16 protein-coding genes are annotated in these 16,781 nt (G+C 72.7%); 9 read left to right on the top strand and 7 right to left on the bottom strand.

All coding sequences use genetic code 11. The annotated features are described in order from the left end of the window. Positions 1–31 precede the first annotated feature (31 nt). Both ACZ7BZ_RS14185 and rpsA read right to left on the bottom strand, forming a co-directional pair. The gene (locus ACZ7BZ_RS14185) at positions 32–2,236 is read right to left on the bottom strand and encodes an MMPL family transporter (RefSeq protein ID WP_470358540.1); all 2,205 of its coding nucleotides are present in this window, start codon (positions 2,234–2,236) and stop codon (positions 32–34) included. Between the two features lie 239 nt (positions 2,237–2,475). After that, the gene (gene rpsA, locus ACZ7BZ_RS14180; RefSeq protein ID WP_153460312.1) at positions 2,476–3,966 is read right to left on the bottom strand and encodes a 30S ribosomal protein S1; all 1,491 of its coding nucleotides are present in this window, start codon (positions 3,964–3,966) and stop codon (positions 2,476–2,478) included. A gap of 416 nt (positions 3,967–4,382) precedes the next feature. Between rpsA and ACZ7BZ_RS14175 the strand changes: the two genes are divergently transcribed. Then, positions 4,383–5,285: a class I SAM-dependent methyltransferase gene (locus ACZ7BZ_RS14175; RefSeq protein ID WP_470358539.1), complete on the top strand. Its 903-nt coding sequence runs from the start codon at positions 4,383–4,385 to the stop codon at positions 5,283–5,285. A 4-nt stretch (positions 5,286–5,289) separates the two neighbouring features. Beyond that, the gene (gene hrpB / locus ACZ7BZ_RS14170; RefSeq protein WP_470358538.1) at positions 5,290–7,800 is read left to right on the top strand and encodes an ATP-dependent helicase HrpB; all 2,511 of its coding nucleotides are present in this window, start codon (positions 5,290–5,292) and stop codon (positions 7,798–7,800) included. On the opposite strand, the gene ACZ7BZ_RS14165 is transcribed toward hrpB, so the two are convergent. Then, positions 7,728–7,937, bottom strand: coding sequence for a DUF397 domain-containing protein (locus ACZ7BZ_RS14165; RefSeq protein ID WP_470358770.1), 210 nt, complete (start codon positions 7,935–7,937; stop codon positions 7,728–7,730). The two genes, hrpB and ACZ7BZ_RS14165, sit on opposite strands and share 73 nt — an antisense overlap. A 135-nt stretch (positions 7,938–8,072) precedes the next feature. Here ACZ7BZ_RS14165 and ACZ7BZ_RS14160 point away from each other — a divergent pair, with 135 nt between their 5' ends. Then, positions 8,073–9,110 (top strand): S66 peptidase family protein, encoded by a 1,038-nt coding sequence (locus ACZ7BZ_RS14160; protein ID WP_470358537.1) that lies wholly within the window; start codon positions 8,073–8,075, stop codon positions 9,108–9,110. Positions 9,111–9,315: 205 nt separating this feature from the next. Here the strand turns inward: ACZ7BZ_RS14160 and ACZ7BZ_RS14155 are convergent, their stop codons facing one another. Continuing rightward, on the bottom strand, positions 9,316–9,972 hold the full coding sequence (locus ACZ7BZ_RS14155; protein ID WP_470358536.1) for a hypothetical protein: 657 nt from the start codon (positions 9,970–9,972) through the stop codon (positions 9,316–9,318). Between the two features lie 219 nt (positions 9,973–10,191). Here ACZ7BZ_RS14155 and ACZ7BZ_RS14150 point away from each other — a divergent pair, with 219 nt between their 5' ends. Together ACZ7BZ_RS14150 and ACZ7BZ_RS14145 are read left to right on the top strand one after the other, a co-directional pair. Next, positions 10,192–10,833 carry a dihydrofolate reductase family protein gene (locus ACZ7BZ_RS14150; protein WP_470358535.1) on the top strand — a complete coding sequence of 214 codons (642 nt, stop codon included), beginning with the start codon at positions 10,192–10,194 and terminating at the stop codon, positions 10,831–10,833. Between the two features lie 4 nt (positions 10,834–10,837). Then, entirely contained in the window at positions 10,838–11,698 is an 861-nt protein-coding gene (locus ACZ7BZ_RS14145) for an alpha/beta fold hydrolase (RefSeq protein WP_470358534.1), read from the top strand. Between the two features lie 94 nt (positions 11,699–11,792). Here the strand turns inward: ACZ7BZ_RS14145 and ACZ7BZ_RS14140 are convergent, their stop codons facing one another. Beyond that, positions 11,793–12,371, bottom strand: a complete 579-nt coding sequence (locus ACZ7BZ_RS14140; protein WP_470358533.1) for a TetR/AcrR family transcriptional regulator — start codon at positions 12,369–12,371, stop codon at positions 11,793–11,795. A gap of 90 nt (positions 12,372–12,461) precedes the next feature. On the opposite strand from ACZ7BZ_RS14140, the gene ACZ7BZ_RS14135 reads away from it, so the two are divergent. Further along, positions 12,462–12,908 carry an anthrone oxygenase family protein gene (locus ACZ7BZ_RS14135; RefSeq protein ID WP_470358532.1) on the top strand — a complete coding sequence of 149 codons (447 nt, stop codon included), beginning with the start codon at positions 12,462–12,464 and terminating at the stop codon, positions 12,906–12,908. Between the two features lie 147 nt (positions 12,909–13,055). Here the strand turns inward: ACZ7BZ_RS14135 and ACZ7BZ_RS14130 are convergent, their stop codons facing one another. Then, a complete protein-coding gene (locus ACZ7BZ_RS14130; protein ID WP_470358531.1) occupies positions 13,056–13,397 on the bottom strand; it encodes a hypothetical protein in 342 nt (113 codons plus the stop codon). A gap of 189 nt (positions 13,398–13,586) precedes the next feature. On the opposite strand from ACZ7BZ_RS14130, the gene ACZ7BZ_RS14125 reads away from it, so the two are divergent. Beyond that, complete coding sequence (locus ACZ7BZ_RS14125) at positions 13,587–14,294, top strand: SDR family oxidoreductase (protein ID WP_470358530.1); 708 nt, start codon at positions 13,587–13,589, stop codon at positions 14,292–14,294. A gap of 6 nt (positions 14,295–14,300) precedes the next feature. Next, positions 14,301–14,876: a GNAT family N-acetyltransferase gene (locus tag ACZ7BZ_RS14120; protein WP_470358529.1), complete on the top strand. Its 576-nt coding sequence runs from the start codon at positions 14,301–14,303 to the stop codon at positions 14,874–14,876. Here ACZ7BZ_RS14120 and ACZ7BZ_RS14115 read toward each other — a convergent pair. Continuing rightward, the gene (locus ACZ7BZ_RS14115; protein ID WP_470358528.1) at positions 14,830–15,846 is read right to left on the bottom strand and encodes a helix-turn-helix domain-containing protein; all 1,017 of its coding nucleotides are present in this window, start codon (positions 15,844–15,846) and stop codon (positions 14,830–14,832) included. The genes ACZ7BZ_RS14120 and ACZ7BZ_RS14115 overlap by 47 nt on opposite strands. Before the next feature lie 83 nt (positions 15,847–15,929). On the opposite strand from ACZ7BZ_RS14115, the gene ACZ7BZ_RS14110 reads away from it, so the two are divergent. Then, on the top strand, positions 15,930–16,766 hold the full coding sequence (locus ACZ7BZ_RS14110) for an NAD(P)H-binding protein (protein ID WP_470358527.1): 837 nt from the start codon (positions 15,930–15,932) through the stop codon (positions 16,764–16,766). The last annotated feature ends 15 nt before the right edge of the window (positions 16,767–16,781 follow it).

Raw genomic sequence — 16,781 nt, 5'->3', positions numbered from 1 at the left:
CCGCCGCCCCAGCGCCCGAAACGACCCGCCGCTACCGCACCTGAGCCGACCCGACCGGCTCCGGCCGCGGCGCCGGGACGGCCGGCCGCCCGAGCTCCGGCAGGTCGACGTGCTCGCTCAGCCCGAACCGCCGGTGCAGCCGCCGCAGCGGGGCGGGCGCCCACCAGTTGAACTCGCCGAACAGGCTCATCGCGGCGGGCACCAGCAGGCATCGCACCAGGGTGGCGTCCACCGCGACGGCCACGGCCAGCGCGATGCCCATCTGCTTGACCATGAGCATGTCCCCGAGCGCGAAGCCCGCGAAGACGATCACCATCAGCAGCGCCGCCGAGGTGATGATCCGACCGCTGCGCTGGACGCCCAGCTCCACCGCCCGGACGCAGCCGTGCCCGCGCTCGGTCAGTTCCTTGATCCGGGAGAGCAGGAACACCTCGTAGTCCATCGACAGCCCGAAGGCGAAGGCGAAGACCAGCACCGGGATGAAGGTCTCCAGCCCGCCGGTCGAACTGAAGCCGAGCAGCCCGCTCAGCCAGCCGTCCTGGAACACCAGGGTCAGCGCGCCGAGCGAGGCGCCCAGCGAGAGCAGGTTCATCAGCAGCGCCTTGACCGGCATCACCACCGAGCCGGTCATCAGGAACAGCAGCACCAGCGTCCCGGCCGCGACCAGGCCCAGCGCCCACGGCCCGCGGGACATCAGCTCGTCCTGGAAGTCCACCACCGAGGCCGCGCCGCCGGTGACGTAGGTCTTCAGTCCGCCCCGGTCGGCCCGCAGTTCGTCCACCACCTGCTTGGCCGTGGCGCCCTGCGGGTCCCCGTGCACCAGCACGTCCACCGTCGACACCTTGTCGCCGACCGGCGTGACCGCCTGCACCCCGCTCACGCCGGGCAGCTTGGCGACCACCTCGTCCGCGTACGCCTGCGCCACCGGCGCGCCGCCCTCGACCACCACCGTGATCGGCGCGGCCGCGATCTGCGGGAACCGCTGGTCGATCGTCTCGGCGACCTGCCGCCCGGCCGAGGAGGCGGGCAGCACGGCGGCGCCGGAGCTGCGCATCTCGGCGTGCAGGAAGGGGGCGCCGGCCGCCAGCAGCAGCCCCACGCAGGCGAGCGTGACCAGCACCGCCCGCTTGCGGACCCGGCGGACGGTCCGGCTGAAGAAGCCCTCGTCCGGGACGGGCGCGGTCGGTGTCCGGATCCGGCCGCCTGCGAAGCCGAGCAGCGCGGGGATCAGGGTGAGGGCGGCAGCGACCGCGATCACCACCACGCTCACCCCGGCCGCGGCGACGGCGCCCAGCACCGGGCTGGTGAAGACGAACAGGCCCGCGAGCGCGACGGCCACGGTCAGTCCGGAGAAGGCGACGGTGCGCCCGGCGGTCGCGGCGGTGCGCTCGACGGCGGCGGCGATGTCCGCGCCGTGGCCCCGTTCCTCACGGAAACGATTCACCATCAGCAGCGCGTAGTCGATCGAGAGCCCCAGCCCCAGCACGGTGGCGATCGGCAGCACGCTGGTGTCGATGTCCATGATCCGGCTGAAACCGAACATGGCCAGCAGGGCCCCGCCCACCGAGGCGACGGCTCCGATCACCGGCAGGGAGGCCGCGGCGAGCCCGCCGAAGACCAGCACCATGACGACCAGGGTGAGCGGCAGGGTCACCATCTCGCCGAAGCGGGTGTCCTGCTCGGTCTGCTTCTTGACCTCCTGTTGGAGGACGAGGTCCCCGCCGACGGTCACCTGCGCCCCGCCCGCACCGTTCAGCGCGGTGAGGCGGTGGACGACCCCGTCGGTCTGGGCGGAGGTCGCGGTGTCGGCCATCCGTACGCTGATCAGGCTGGCCGTCCCGTCGGCGGCCCGTAGCGCAGCCGGGCCGGGCCCGGCGCCGTAGCCGTCCTGCGCGCCGGCCACCCCGGGCAGTGCGGTGATCTCGGCGGTGGCCTTCTGCACGGCGGCGCGCACCACCGGGTCGTCCACCGGCCTGCCGTCCACCACCGCGGTCACGGTGCCCTTGACCGGATCGGCCGCGGTGACCACGGCGCCGCCCCGGTCCGCCTCGGCGGAGGCGGAGGAAGCCCCGGCCACCGAGCCCTCGAAGACCCGCCCGCCGATCAGCACCCCGACCACCAGGACGACGGCCCAGAAGCCGAGCACCCAGCGCCGGCGGCGGAAGCAGAACCGGCCGACGGCGGCGAGCCGGCCGCCGACCAGAGCGGCGGGGACGGCGGAGGTGGGGTTGACCATGAGGAGCCTTTCGGGCAGTTCAACTCAATGTAGGTGCAACCCGAACTCCGGCCTATAGCAGGGCGATGAGCCCCATCTCACACTTTCCTTCACATAAAACGCACATAAGTCAAACCGAAAAACGAAGGCCCGTCGGCGGGGGTTGGAAAACACGACCCGGAAAACACGAAACGGGCTCCACCCGGACGAATCCGGGTGGAGCCCGTTCCCTAGCTGTCAGCTAGCGGGGGGCGAGAGCCTCAGCTCTGGCCACCGGCCAGCTTCTCGCGCAGGGCGGCCAGGGCCTCGTCGGAGGCCAGGGCGCCCGAGCCCTCGTCGCTGCTGGACGAGTAGGAGCCACCGGCAGCGGCGGCGACGGCGTCGCCACCCTCGGCAGCGGCCTCGGCGTCGGCCTCGCGGCTCTTGATGACCTGGGCCTGGTGCTGCTCGAAGCGGGACTGCGCCTCGGCGTACTGGCGCTCCCACTCCTCACGCTGCTTCTCGAAGCCGGGCAGCCAGTCGTTCGCCTCGGGGTCGAAGCCCTCCGGGTAGATGTAGTTGCCCTGGTCGTCGTACGAGGCGGCCATGCCGTACAGGGTCGGGTCGAACTCGACCTCGGCCGGGTTGGCACCCAGGGCCTCGTTGGCCTGCTTCAGCGACAGGCTGATGCGGCGACGCTCGAGGTCGATGTCGATGACCTTGACGAAGATCTCGTCGCCGACCTGGACGACCTGCTCCGGGATCTCGACGTGGCGCTCGGCCAGCTCGGAGATGTGGACCAGACCCTCGATGCCCTCGTCCACGCGGACGAACGCACCGAACGGAACCAGCTTGGTGACCTTACCCGGAACGACCTGGCCGATCTGGTGGGTACGGGCGAACTGCTGCCACGGGTCCTCCTGGGTCGCCTTCAGCGACAGGGAGACGCGCTCGCGGTCCATGTCAACGTCGAGAACCTCGACGGTGACCTCCTGGCCGACCTCGACGACCTCGGACGGGTGGTCGATGTGCTTCCAGGACAGCTCGGAGACGTGCACGAGGCCGTCGACGCCACCCAGGTCCACGAAGGCACCGAAGTTGACGATCGAGGAGACGACGCCGGAGCGCACCTGGCCCTTCTGGAGGGTGGTGAGGAAGGTCTGGCGGACCTCGCTCTGGGTCTGCTCCAGCCAGGCACGGCGGGACAGGACCACGTTGTTGCGGTTCTTGTCCAGCTCGATGATCTTGGCCTCGAGCTCCTTGCCCACGTAGGGCTGGAGGTCGCGGACGCGGCGCATCTCGACGAGCGAGGCCGGCAGGAAGCCACGGAGGCCGATGTCGAGGATGAGACCACCCTTGACGACCTCGATGACGGTACCGGTGACGATGCCGTCCTCTTCCTTGATCTTCTCGATCGTGCCCCAGGCACGCTCGTACTGAGCGCGCTTCTTGGACAGGATGAGACGACCCTCCTTGTCCTCCTTCTGGAGAACCAGGGCCTCGATGTTGTCACCGACGGCGACGACCTCGTGCGGGTCAACGTCGTGCTTGATCGAGAGCTCGCGGGACGGGATGACGCCCTCGGTCTTGTAACCGATGTCGAGGAGGACCTCGTCACGGTCGACCTTCACGATGACGCCCTCGACGATGTCGCCATCGTTGAAGTACTTGATGGTCTCGTCGATGGCGGCGAGGAAGGCCTCCGCGTCGCCGATGTCGTTGACCGCGACCTGCGGGGTGGTGCTGAGGGAGGAGTCGGTGGGGCTCGTCATTAGGAAAAGGGCTCCGGTACGGACATGAAGTCGTAGGTAATGCCACGCGGAGGGCCCGTATCGCTCCCACCGAAAGCCGGACAGCCAAGAACACGGCGCACCGGGATCCCGTCGAAAACGAGGAATCCGGCGTCCGTCTTGCGACCGTGGGGTCTTCGACAGATGCGAGCGCGACCTGCTCCGTCCGAGGCGCGCAGGCCCGCAGCGCAACTTGTAGCATACGGGGACGGCCAGGCACGGTCAACGCCAGAAGAGGCAAGACGGTGGAGCCCGGTACGGATCAGGCCATATCCTCCGATTGCGCACCTCGCGGTGGCGCTCGCAGGGGCCCTTCTCCCCGGATGCCACCGCCAGGACCCGACCCTGAACGAGTCGGTTCGCGGCAGCGGCGCTTCCGCAGTTCCATACCCTACGCGATGGGCATTGTCACCGTGGCCACCACCCCCCAGTCCTCCCTTCACGATCTTGACACCTCCCCGGCGGGGACCGGTGAGTCCGAGGAGGTCGAGGAGTCCGAGGAGGACGGCGACGACGCGGTACGGCGCGAGGCCGGCGTCGGGGAGAGCAGCCGGGCCAGCCGGCACTGGTGGGACCGCAACGCGGACGAGTACCAGGACGAGCACGGCGAGTTCCTCGGCGACGACCGCTTCACCTGGTGCCCCGAGGGCCTGGACGAGGCCGACGCCCACCTCCTCGGCGAGGTCGCGGGCAAGGACGTGCTGGAGATCGGCGCCGGCGCCGCCCAGTGCTCCCGCTGGCTCGCCGCCCAGGGCGCCCGCCCGGTCGCCCTGGACATCTCCTACCGCCAGCTCCAGCACTCCCGCCGGATCGACCTCGGCCGGGGCGTCGAACCCGTCGCGGTGGTCCAGGCCGACGCCGCCGTCCTGCCCTTCGCCGACGGCTCCTTCGACCTCGCCTGCTCCGCCTACGGCGCCGTCCCGTTCAGCGCCGACACCGAGCGGCTGATGCGCGAGGTGCACCGGGTGCTGCGGCCGGGCGGGCGCTGGGTGTTCTCGGTCACCCACCCGATCCGCTGGGCCTTCCCCGACGAGCCCGGCGTCGAGGGCCTCACCGCGATGTCCTCGTACTTCGACCGCACCCCGTACGTCGAGCAGGACGAGAACGGCCACGCCACCTACGTCGAGCACCACCGCACCGTGGGCGACCGGGTCCGCGAACTCGTCGCCGCCGGCTTCCGGTTGGTCGACCTGGTCGAGCCCGAGTGGCCGGCCGGGCTGGAGCAGGAGTGGGGCGGCTGGTCCCCGCTGCGCGGTCGGCTGATCCCCGGCACCGCGATCTTCGTCGCCGAGCGGGGCTGACGCCTTGCACCCGTCGTGGCGCGAACTGCCCGTCCGCACCGCCCTGCCCGCGCTGCGCGAGGCCCTGGACGGGGTCGGCACGGCCGTCCTGGCCGCCCCGCCCGGGACCGGCAAGACGACGCTGGTGCCGCTCGCGCTCGCCGGGCTGCTCGCTGACGGCCGGCCGGTACGGCGGGTGCTGGTCGCCGAGCCCCGGCGGCTCGCCGTCCGGGCCGCCGCCCGGCGGATGACCTGGCTGCTCGGCTCGTCGGTGGGCCGCGAGGTCGGGTACACCGTTCGCGGGGAGCGTCACGTCGGGCCGCAGACCGTCGTCGAGGTGGTCACCACCGGGGTGTTGCTGCAACGGCTCCAGCGCGACCAGGAGTTGCCCGGCGTCGACGTGGTCGTCCTGGACGAGTGCCACGAACGGCACCTGGACGCCGACACCGCCCTCGCCTTCCTGCTGGACGTCCGGGCGGCGCTGCGGCCGGAACTGCGGCTGGTCTGCGCCTCGGCCACCTCCGACACCGCGGCCTGGGCCGAACTGCTCGGCGGCGCACCGGTGGTGGAGGCGCACGGGACGTCCCACCCGGTGGACGTGGTCTGGGCGCCGCCGCCGCGCGCCGTCCGGCCCGCGCACGGGACGCGGGTCGACCCGGCGCTGCTCGACCACGTCGCTTCCGTCATCCGGCGGGCGCTGGGCGAGCGGGACGGGGACGTGCTCTGCTTCCTGCCCGGCGTCGGCGAGATCTCCCGCGTGGCGGGGCAGTTGGCGGGAGTCGGCGCCGAGGTGCTGCAACTGCACGGGCGCGCTCCGCAGACGGTGCAGGACGCCGCCCTCACTCCGTCCACGGCGCGGCGGGTGGTCCTCTCCAGCGCCGTCGCCGAGTCCTCCCTCACCGTGCCCGGCGTGCGGATCGTGGTCGACGCCGGGCTCGCCCGCGAGCCGCGCACCGACCACGCCCGGGGCCTGGCCGGGCTGGTCACCGTACGGGCCTCGCTCGCCGCCGCCCGGCAGCGCGCGGGACGTGCCGGGCGCGAGGCCCCCGGCACGGTGTACCGCTGCTGGCACGAGGCCGAGGACGCGCGCGCGGCCCGGTTCCCGACGCCCGAGATCGCGCTCGCGGACCTGACCTCGTTCGCCCTCCAGGCAGCCTGCTGGGGCGATCCGGACGCCACCGGGCTCGCCCTGCCCGACGCCCCGCCCTCGGGGGCGATGGCCGCCGCCCGGCAGACGCTCCAGGCGCTGGGTGCGGTGGATGCGGGCGGTCGGGCGACGCCGCGCGGGGTCCGGCTCGCCCGCACCGGGCTGCACCCCCGACTGGGCCGGGCCCTGGTCGACGGCGCGGCGGCGGTCGGGGCGCGGCGAGCGGCCGAGGTCGTCGCGCTGCTCTCCGAAGAGCCGCCGCGCGCCCTCGGGGACGACCTCGGTGCGGTCTGGCGGACGGTGAAGGACTCCCGGGATCCGTACGCGGGGCGCTGGCGCGACGAAGTCCGCCGGTTGCGGCGCGGCACCTCCGACGAACCCGCCACCCAGCTGTCCGACGCCACGGCCGCCGGGCTGGTCGTCGCCCTCGCCTTCCCCGAGCGCATCGCCCGGGCGAGGGTGGAGCGGCCCGCCCCCGGGGAACGCAGCCCGTACCTGATGTCCTCCGGCACGGCCGCCGAACTCGCCCCGGACACCCGGCTCGGCGCCCTGCCCTGGCTCGCCGTCGCGGTCGCCGACCGCCCGGCGGGGTCGCACTCGGCGCGGATCCTTGCCGCTGCCGCGCTGGACGAGTCCACCGCCCGGCTCGCGGGAGCACCCCTTCTCGCCGCCCGCGAGGAAGTCCACTGGGACACCCGCCGCGACGAGGTCACCACCCGCCGGGTGGAGTCCCTCGGCGCCATCGAACTCGCCGAGAAGCCCCTCAACCGCCCCGACCCGGCGCTGGTCCGGGGCGCGCTGCTGGAGGGCCTCGCCCGCGAAGGCGTCAGTACGTTGCTGACGTTCCCCTCGGGCCTGCGCGAACGGCTCGCGTTCCTCCACGGCGCGATCGGCGAGCCTTGGCCCGACGTCCGCGACGAAGCGTTGCTGGAGCGCGCCGAGGAGTGGCTGGAGCCCGAGTTGTCCCGCGCCCGCCGCCGCGCCGACCTGGCGAGGATCGACACCACGTCGGCGCTGCAACGCCTGCTGCCGTGGGCCACCGGCGAGGCGGGCAGACTGGACGAACTCGCCCCCGAGCGCATCACCGTGCCGTCCGGCTCGAAGATACGAGTCGACTACGCGAGTGAACGCCCGGTGCTGGCGGTGAAGTTGCAGGAACTCTTCGGCTGGACGGCGGCCCCCGCGCTGGCCGGCGGCCGCGTCCCGCTCACCATCCACCTACTGTCGCCCGCAGGCCGCCCCGCCGCCGTCACCGGCGACCTGGAGAGCTTCTGGCGCGACGGCTACCGAGCCGTGCGTGCCGAGTTGAGAGGTCGCTACCCGCGCCACCCCTGGCCCGAGGACCCGACGACGGCAGAGCCGACCCGTCGCCTCAACTCCCGGAAATAGCTACTCCGGAAGCCACCGGCCTGGACGGAGGAGAGGAAGGACGTCCAGGCCGAGGCCGGGAAGACGAGGACCGGGCCGTGCGGGTCCTGGGAGTCACGCACGGGGACGAGGCCGGGGAATCCGGGGGCCACCTCGATGCGGTCCCCGCCTCAAGCCCGCCCTCACCCACTGCCGCACCCGGGCAGCCACCCTCACCCCCCGCCCCTGAGCAACAGGTTTCGGGGTGGCGAAACCCGCGTGACCCGCCCGAGGGCACCGGCGACACTGACGCCATGACCGATTCCGCAGCACCTCGACCACTCCGGCCGCGTGCCCTGAGGCCCGGCGATCTCGTCGTCATCGCATCGCTGTCCGGTCCACTGCCGGCCGCTTACGAGCCCAACGTGGAAGAGACGGTGACGGTGCTTCAGCGGATGGGCTTCCGCGTGCGGCGGGCCCCGCTGCTCGAAGCAGGGCGCCGCCACTGGTGGAGCGCGGCCACGCCTGCGGAGATCGCCGGGGAGCTCAATGATCTTCTGCGTGATCCCGAGGTGCGCGCGATCGTCGCGAGTGACGGCGGCCAGACGGCGATCGGCTACCTCGACCTCATCGACATCGAGGCGATCAGGGCCGACCCCAAGCCGATCCTCGGCTACAGCGACATCTCACTGCTGCATCTGGTGCTCTACGCGCGCACGGGCCTGGTCGGGTTCCACGCCGACATGGCCGTCCCCGGTTTCGGCGGACACTGGCAGGCCGCGCCCGTGGCCCGCCGAACCGAACTCGAACAGCTCTACTCCGCGTTGCTGACCGGTACCGAGGCGATCGGCGCGCTGCCCACCACCCCGTCCTGGGAGTGCTGGCGCCCCGGTCGTGCCGAGGGCCCGCTGATCGGCGGGGTGATCAACCGCATCGTGCTGGCGCAGGCGACGCCCTTCGGGCTGCCGCTCGAACGGTTCGACGGTGCGGTGCTGTTCTGGGAGGAGATGGGCGGCCAGGCGTCGCACGTGTGGAGCTATCTGCAGGTGCTGCGGCACTGCGGCATCCTCGACCGGATCTCCGGCATGGTCGTGGGCGTGCCCCGCGAGATCGGCGGACTGGACCCCGGAGCATCCCCCACCCTCCCCGAGATCGTCCTCGACGTCCTCGGGGACCGTGACATCCCGGTCCTGGGCAACGTCGAGTTCGGCCACGCCGGCCCGAACCTGCCGATGCCGGTCGGCATCCGTGTAGCGCTCGATGCGCGACAGCGGACACTGTCGCTGCTCGAACCGGCGGCAGGGCCGCCCCGTGTCACCGCGGCTCCGCACACACCGCCTCAACCCCGTTGAGGCGGATGCTCGTTCGGGCGGCCTTCCGGGGTCGGGCAGCGGCCCCCTGACCGTCACCACCGCGAGGATCACAACCACTCGGCGCACAGGAAGTCGACCTCACCGACTTCCTGTGCGGCACCAGCCCGGCTACCGCTTCTGGTGCGGATTGCCTGATCTTGGTGGGGCCGGCTCGCGGATGCCCGACTGCGACTGCGATCCCGTCCTATGACCGCGGTGCGCTGTGCCAGCGCCACGTGGTGAGACGAGGGTGCCCCGGCAGTTCGGCGCGGCCAGTGGCCCACAACAGGGTGAGCCAGGGATCCGCGCCGCCGGGAGCCTCAGGAAACAGACGGGCGAGCACCCGCGAGCAGAGAGCGGCGGGCGGGGTCCAGGCAAGCCCGAAGCCTTCCGCCACATCGTGCGTGTGTACCAGCGTCTCCACCACCCCCATCGCCGCAAAGCCTTCAGGATCCGACACCCCGGCGGCGTGGTGGGCGCGGACCCGGGGCGGCGTCGTACGCACCATGGCGACCAGCAGCGCGCCGCACGCCTCCAGCACCTGCACCAGGCCGGCCGGACCCGCATCACGCTCCGCGAAGAGGAAGTACGCGGGTCCGTCCGGCCTCTTCCGGTGCAACGCGAACGGCACATGGGTGTCCAGCGGCGGGCTCTGCGGTCCCAGCTGCACGGCGTAGTACAACAGGTCGTTGGCGAGATGCTCGACGGTCTCCCAGCAGTCCCAGTCCAGCGAACCGGCCTTGCCGGTCCACCCTTCTGCGGGTGCGTCCGGAAGCATGCCCACCGCGAGCCGCACGGCAAGGTCGACGTCGTCCGCGGTGACGGGAGACAACACTGATCCCGTTTCGACTGATCGAGGCATGGCAGCACCGTACCGCGAGGAAAGAGGGCGACCCCTTCCGGCTTCCAGGGATCCAGGACCGGCTCGACGGGTCGATCCGCAACCGCCCGGCGGCAGCCCCCCGAAAACCGGATGTCGGCGTGGCGATGAGTTTTCCGACCCCGACCGGTCTACATCTCGACCGGAACACCCGGAACACCCGGAACACGACCGGACGACCGACGCATCGGGAGCACAGACATGGGCCTCATCCAGATCGAACTGTTCGCGACCCTCGACCTCGTCGGGCAGGCGCCCGGCGGCCCCGACGAGGACCCTGAGGGGTTCCCGTTCGGCGGCTGGCAGGCGCCCCTGCTGAACGAGGTCACGGGGGCGCAGATCCTCGCCGCGTACGAGGGCACGGACGCGCTGCTGCTCGGCCGGCGCACATACGACCTCTTCGCCTCCTACTGGCCGCAGCAGAAGGAGGGCGAGATCGCCGAGCTCTTCAACCGCGTCCCGAAGTACGTGGCCTCCCACGGCACGCCCGACCTTCCGTGGGCCGGCTCCACCCAGCTCGGCCCGGACCTCGCCGGCGCGGTGCGCGAGCTGCGCGAGCGGCACGAGCAGGTGAGGGTCGTGGGGAGCCTGAACCTGGTGCAGTCGCTGCTGCGGGAGAAGCTCTTCGACCGGCTCGACCTCTGGGTGCACCCGATCGTGCTCGGTGTCGGGAAGAAGGTCTTCGACGACGGCGCGGTGCCCTCGAACCTCACGCTCCTCGCGCCGCCGGTGGCCGGTCCGCAGGGCACCGTGTACCTGCGGTACGGGCTCGCCGAGGGCACGCCCAGGACGGGCGACATGAGCCTGCCCGACCGCGGTCTCGGGTCCGACGGCGCCCGGTGATCCGATGACCACCGTCCACGCCAACGGGGTCGCCCTCGGCGTCGAGTCGTTCGGTGCCGACGACGCGCCGCTCGTCCTGCTCGTGGGCGGGCCGACGATGCTCTCCTGGCCCGACGCGCTGTGCGAGCACCTCGCCGCCGGCGGGCGCCGGGTGGTGCGCTACGACCTGCGCGACAGCGGGGAGTCGACGACGAAGGACCCGGAGGCGCCCGACTACACCCTGCGCGACCTCGCCGCCGACGCGGCGGCCCTGGTCGACGCGCTCGGTGGGGGGCCCGCGCACCTGGCGGGGACCGGCGTCGGTGGGATGGTCGCCCAGGTGGCCGTGCTCGACCGTCCGGGCTCGTTCTCGGCCCTCACCCTGGTCGGCACCCGCCCGGTCGCCCCCGGCCCGCCCGACGACGACCTCCCCGACCACGACCGGGCGACGATGGACCGGCTGTTCGCGCGCCCGATGCCCGACTGGGGCGACCGCGGAGCGGTCATGGAGTTCGCCGCGGCCGGCGCGGAGATCCGCGGCGACGACCCGGCCGCCGCGCGCGCACTGGCCGCGCGCATCTGGGACCGTACGCCCGGTGTCGCGCCGCCGGTCCAGCTGGCCAACCAGCTGGGCCTGGTGTTCTCCCGGTTGGACTGCCGGCCCCGCTGGCGCGAGCGCCTGCCCGGGATCGACGTCCCCACGCTCGTCGTCCACGGCCGCCACGACCGGTTCTTCCCGGTCGGCAACGCCGAGGCCATCGCGCGCGAGGTCCCCGGGGCGCGGCTGTTGGTCCTCGACGGGGCCGCCACCACGATCCCCGCCGCGGCGGTCGGCGAGGTCGCCGGGGCGATGCTCTCCCTCGGGCCGGGGGCCGGGGCCCGGTAGGCGCGCGCGGCGCGGCGCCATGGTGCCGCACAGGAAGTCGGGCAGGCCGGCTTCCCGTGCGGCACCGCGTACGGCCGCCCCGGGGCGGTGCGCGTCAGACCACGGCGAGCCGGTCCACCAGCAGCCCCACCCGCTGCTCGGCGTACTCCGGCGGGAGCCGTCCCGCCCGGGTCAGGGTGGCCAGTCCGTGCAGGGAGGCCCAGAACATCTCGGTGAACACCCCCGGGTGGACGCCCTCCCCGGCGACCTCGCCGAGGCTTTCCAGCAGGGCGGCGAAGGCGTCCTTCAGCGGCTCGGGGGTGGACTCCTGCGCGAAGGCCAGGCCGCCGTCGAGCTGGAACAGTGCGTCGTAGACCGCCGGATTGCGGGCGGCGAAGTCGAGGTAGGCGCGGGCGAGGGCGGTGACCCGGGCGCGCGGGCCGTCCGCGGCGGAGGTCGCGGCCCGCAGTGCCGCGGCCATCTCGGTGGCGCCTTCGAGGGCGACGGCGCCGATGATCTCGCGCTTGCCGCGGAAGTGGCTGTAGAGGACGGGCTGGCTGTACTCGATGCGCTCGGCGAGCCGGCGGGTGGTGACCGCGTCCCAGCCCTGCTGCTCGGCGAGTTCGCGGGCCGTCGCCACGATGAGGCGTTCCCGCTCGGCCCGTTCGCGCTGCTTTCGTTCCTGTACCGACATGACTCGATTCTAGCACCGCTAGACATTCAAGCGGCAGCAGGACTAGCATTGCCTCAACAGCTAGCAGCGCTAGATTCCCGGAGGGTCATCATGCTCGACGCACTCAAGGTCGTCACCGTCGTGGTCGTCGGAGTGATGGTGGGGGTGGAGTTCTCCGTCGCCTTCATCATCAACCGGATCTTCAACGCGCTCCCCGAGGACAGCGGCCAACTCGGCCGCGCCCACGGGGGCCGGATGCTCGGCGCCCTGATGCCGTTCTGGTACATCGGCTCGCTCGTCCTCGCCGCGGTCTGGGCCGTCGCCGGCTGGCACCGGCACGGCACCGGCCTCGTCCTCACCGCCGCCGGGCTGCTGATCGTCAGCGTGCTCATGTCGGTCCTGCTGCTCGTCCCGATCAACAACCGGAGCAAGACCTGGACCCCGGAGAACCGGCCCGAGGACTGGAAGGAACAGTCCGACCGCTGGGACCGCTACCACTACGCCCGCGTCGCCGTCATCATCGCCGCCTTCGCCCTGCTCGCCGCCGCCCTCGCCTGAGCCCGCGGGCCGACAGCGCACTCGTGGCCACCCCGTTCGACCCGGCCCGCGCCGCCCCCAGACACCCAAGACGCCCCACTCGCACGGGAAGTCGGCCCCGCCGACTTCCCGTGTGGCAGTTCCGGGGCTCAGCCGCAGCCAGAAGCCTCAGGCCGACTGCTGGGACTTCCAGCTGAAGGCATACTCCGTCCGCCGCGCCAGTGCCCCGGCCCGCCAGGAGTCCGTGATGTCGGTCCACCTGTCCAGGCGCGCATCGAGGGCGCCGCTTTCAACCGTCTGGTCGTACCAGAGGGTGAAGGCGTAGACCCGGCCCTCGGCGGAGACGACCTGGCCGTCCTCGTGGTCGTAACCGCCCTGCAGGAGGTCCACCACGACGGTCTCGTCAGGGTCGAGCCCCTGCTCCCGCAGCAGCTCGCGCAACCGGACCCAGAGGCCATGAGGGCTGGTCCGCAGGAGTTCGGTGTACTGCACCACGATGCTCGCTGTCACGGGCCGAGTCTTCCAGCCACCACCGGCCGGATCTCCGCCACCTCCCCCGGTGAAGGGGAGGCCGGCGCCCTCCGGGAGGATGTGACACCGCATCGCCCCACCAAGTCCGGCCGCACGAGCAGGAGTTCCGACCTGAGATCCGACCTGAGATCCGGCCCGGGTCTCGACCCGACTTTCTCCGACCACCGGGTGGTCATCACCGCGGCCGGCCACGACTTCGGGCGCACCCTGGCCATCCGGCTCGCGGACCTCGGCGCCGAGGTCCACCTCTCCGCCCGCACCTCCGCCGCCGCCGAGCGGGTCCGGGACGAGATCCGCGGCCGGGGGAACCAGCGCGTCCACGCCTTCGCCTGCGACCTGACGGACCCCGCCTCGATCCGCGCCTTCGCGGCCGAAGTCGGCCGGCACACCGACCACGTCGACGTACTGATCAACAACGGCTCCCGCCACCTCGCCGGCCCGGACCTCCTGTCCGCCGCCGACGACGACGTCATCGACACCATCGCCTCCGGCGCCATCGGCACCGTCCTGACCGTGAAGAACTTCCTCCCCCTCCTGCTCAACTCGGACAAGCCGGACGTGGTGACCGTGGTCTCCGCCTGCGGAACCACCGGGCACCACCGGTCCGAGGCGCACGACGCCTTCCACGCGGCCAAGAGCGCCCAGGCGGGGTTGGTCGACATCCTCTCCAAGCGCCTGCGGCCGCAGGGAGTTCGGGTGATCTCCCTCTACCCGCCCGACTTCGACAACCCCGACCCGCTCACCGAGGAGTGGGAGACCACACCGCGCGGGGCCGAGGACGCCCTCACCGCGCAGTCACTCGTGGACTGCGTCCTCTTCGCCGTCGGTCAGCCCCGCGACTGCTTCATCAAGTCGTTCCACTTCGAGCAGGTCTGAGAGCCCATGCCCTACATCATCCGCCGGATCGACAGCAGCGAGCACCGGCAGCTCCGGGCGATCAGGCTGGCGGCGCTGCGCGACGCCCCCACCGCCTTCAGCTCCTCCTACGCCGACACCGCCGCCCTCCCCGACGACACCTGGCGCCGGCAGGCCGCCGTCGAGGCCTCCGCCGAGGAGTCCGCCACCTTCGTCGCCACCTTCGTCGCCACCGACGCGACAGACACGACCGACACGACCGACACGACCGACGGGGACTGGATCGGCATCGCCGGCGTCGGGCCCCTCCCGGACGTCCCGGACCACGTCCACGTCCACTCGGTCTACGTGGCCCCGCAGCACCGCGGGCCCGCCGGCCCGGCCGCCGACCTGATGCGGGCGGTCATCCGCCACGCCCAGGAGCACACCGCCGTACGGTGGTTGACCCTCGGCGTGCGCGAGGACAACCAGCGGGCGTTCGCCTTCTACCGGCGGCTCGGCTTCGAACCCACCGGCAAGGTGGTGCCCTTCGGCCCCAACCCGGCCGAGCAGCTCATCATCCTGGGCTACCCGGACTTCCGGACCGCTCCGGCGTCCGCCTGAGCGAGCCGGCCGACTCCACCCCGGAGGCTCGGGCCCCGAGTTGCCGCCGCCACTCCGACGGGCTGGCCCCGCGGGCCCGTTTGAACGCCACGCTGAACGCGAACGCGTCCGCGTACCCCACCTCGTGGGCCACGGCGGCGACGGTCGCCTCGGTGTCCCGCAGCAGGTCCGCCGCCAGGACCATCCGCCAGCCGGTCAGGTACGTGAGCGGGGGCTCGCCGACCGCGGCGGTGAAGCGTGCGGCGAATCCGGCTCGGGACCGGCCGACCCGGGCAGCCAGTTCGGCGACCGTCCAGCGGTGCGCCGGGTCCTCGTGCAGCAGGCGCAGCGCGTCGCCGACCGCCGGGACCGCCAACGCACCGCACCAGGAGGGGAGTTCGGCCTGTGGTCGGGCGCACCAGGCGCGCAGGGCCAGCACCAGGACGAGGTCCAGCAGCCGGTTGAGCACGGCGTCCTGCCCGGGCTCCTCCTGGGCAACCTCGGCGGCGAGCAGGTCCAGCGCCGCCCGGGTGCGGGGCCCGGCGGGCGCCACGGCCAGCGGCGGGAGCATGCCCAGCAGCCGCTCGCCCACGTCGCCGCGAAGCTCGTACGCGCCGCGGAGCAGGGTGGTGGCACCGGGCAACCCGTCACCGAAGGTCCGGGGGGCCAGGCTCTGCTGGACCGGTCCCGGCCCGTGGACGAAGTGCTTGGTACCGCCACGGATCACCACCTGCGGCGGGGTGTCCGGGGCGTCGGCGATGGTGTACCGGCCGGTGCCGCTGACCAGCGCGATGTCCCCGGCCGCCAATCGCACCGGCGCGACCCCCGGCACGTCCTCGAGCCGGACCGACGCCTGCCCGCCGAGGGCGGCCACGACCGTGAGCGGAGGGGCGTCGGCGAAGGTCATCGACCACGGCGGCCGCTGGATCAACTGCCGGATCCGCGCGTTCCTGGCACGGGCCCGGTGCAGCAGATCGCTCAGGACGTCCATGACGGCCCAGGCTAGACGATCACAAAGGGATCGGCGACGTTCGCCCATGGATCGTCTGCCCGCACCGGAGTTGTCTGGATGGCATGACGAACATCCTCATCCTCGGCGGCACCGGCACCACCGGCCGCCGCATCGCCCGCCGCCTGACGGCCCAGGGCCGGCCGGTCCGTACGGCCTCCCGCACCGGTGGCGACGTCCGCTTCGACCTGGCCGACCCCGTGACCTGGGCGCCCGCGCTCGACGGCGTCACCGCCGCCTACCTCCTGGAGCCCGAGCCGAGGCCCGGCCGGGACCCGCGGGCCCGCATCCCGCAGCTGGTCACCGAGGCGGTCGCGGCCGGCGTACGACGGCTGGTGCTGCTCTCCGCCCACGGCGTCGACGAGGCCGACGACGTCCACCCGCTCAAGGCCGCCGAACGGGCCGTGCGCGAGAGCGGCGTCGACTGGACCGTCCTGCAACCCGGCTGGTTCGCCCAGAACTTCACCGAGTCCTTCTGGCTCTCCGGCGTCCTCTCCGGCACCCTCGCGATGCCCACCGGCGACGGGCGCACGCCCTTCATCGACGCCGAGGACATCGCCGAGGTCGCCGCTGTGGCACTCACCGACGAGCGCCACAGCGGCCGGACGTACCAGCTGACCGGCCCACGGGCGCTCAGCCTCGGCGAGGCGGCCGACCTGATCACCGCAGCCACCGGCCGGCCGGTCCGCCACCTCGACGTCGACCCGGACGCCTTCACGGCCGGCCTGGTCGCCGACGGCACGCCCCCGGACGTCGCCGCCTTCCTCACCGGCCTGCTGCTGCACATCCGCGACGGCCGGGTCGCGGGCGTCACCGACGGCGTGGAACGGGCCCTCGGCCGGCCGGCCCGCTCCTTCGAGTCCTTCGTCACCGAGGCCGCCGCCGCAGGCCACTGGAACTGAGCGGTACCGCCGACC

It is taken from the genome of Kitasatospora sp. NPDC036934, from assembly GCF_055608425.1.
Note: the sequence above shows the minus strand (reverse complement) of the source record. Positions and strands in the feature narration are given on the sequence as shown.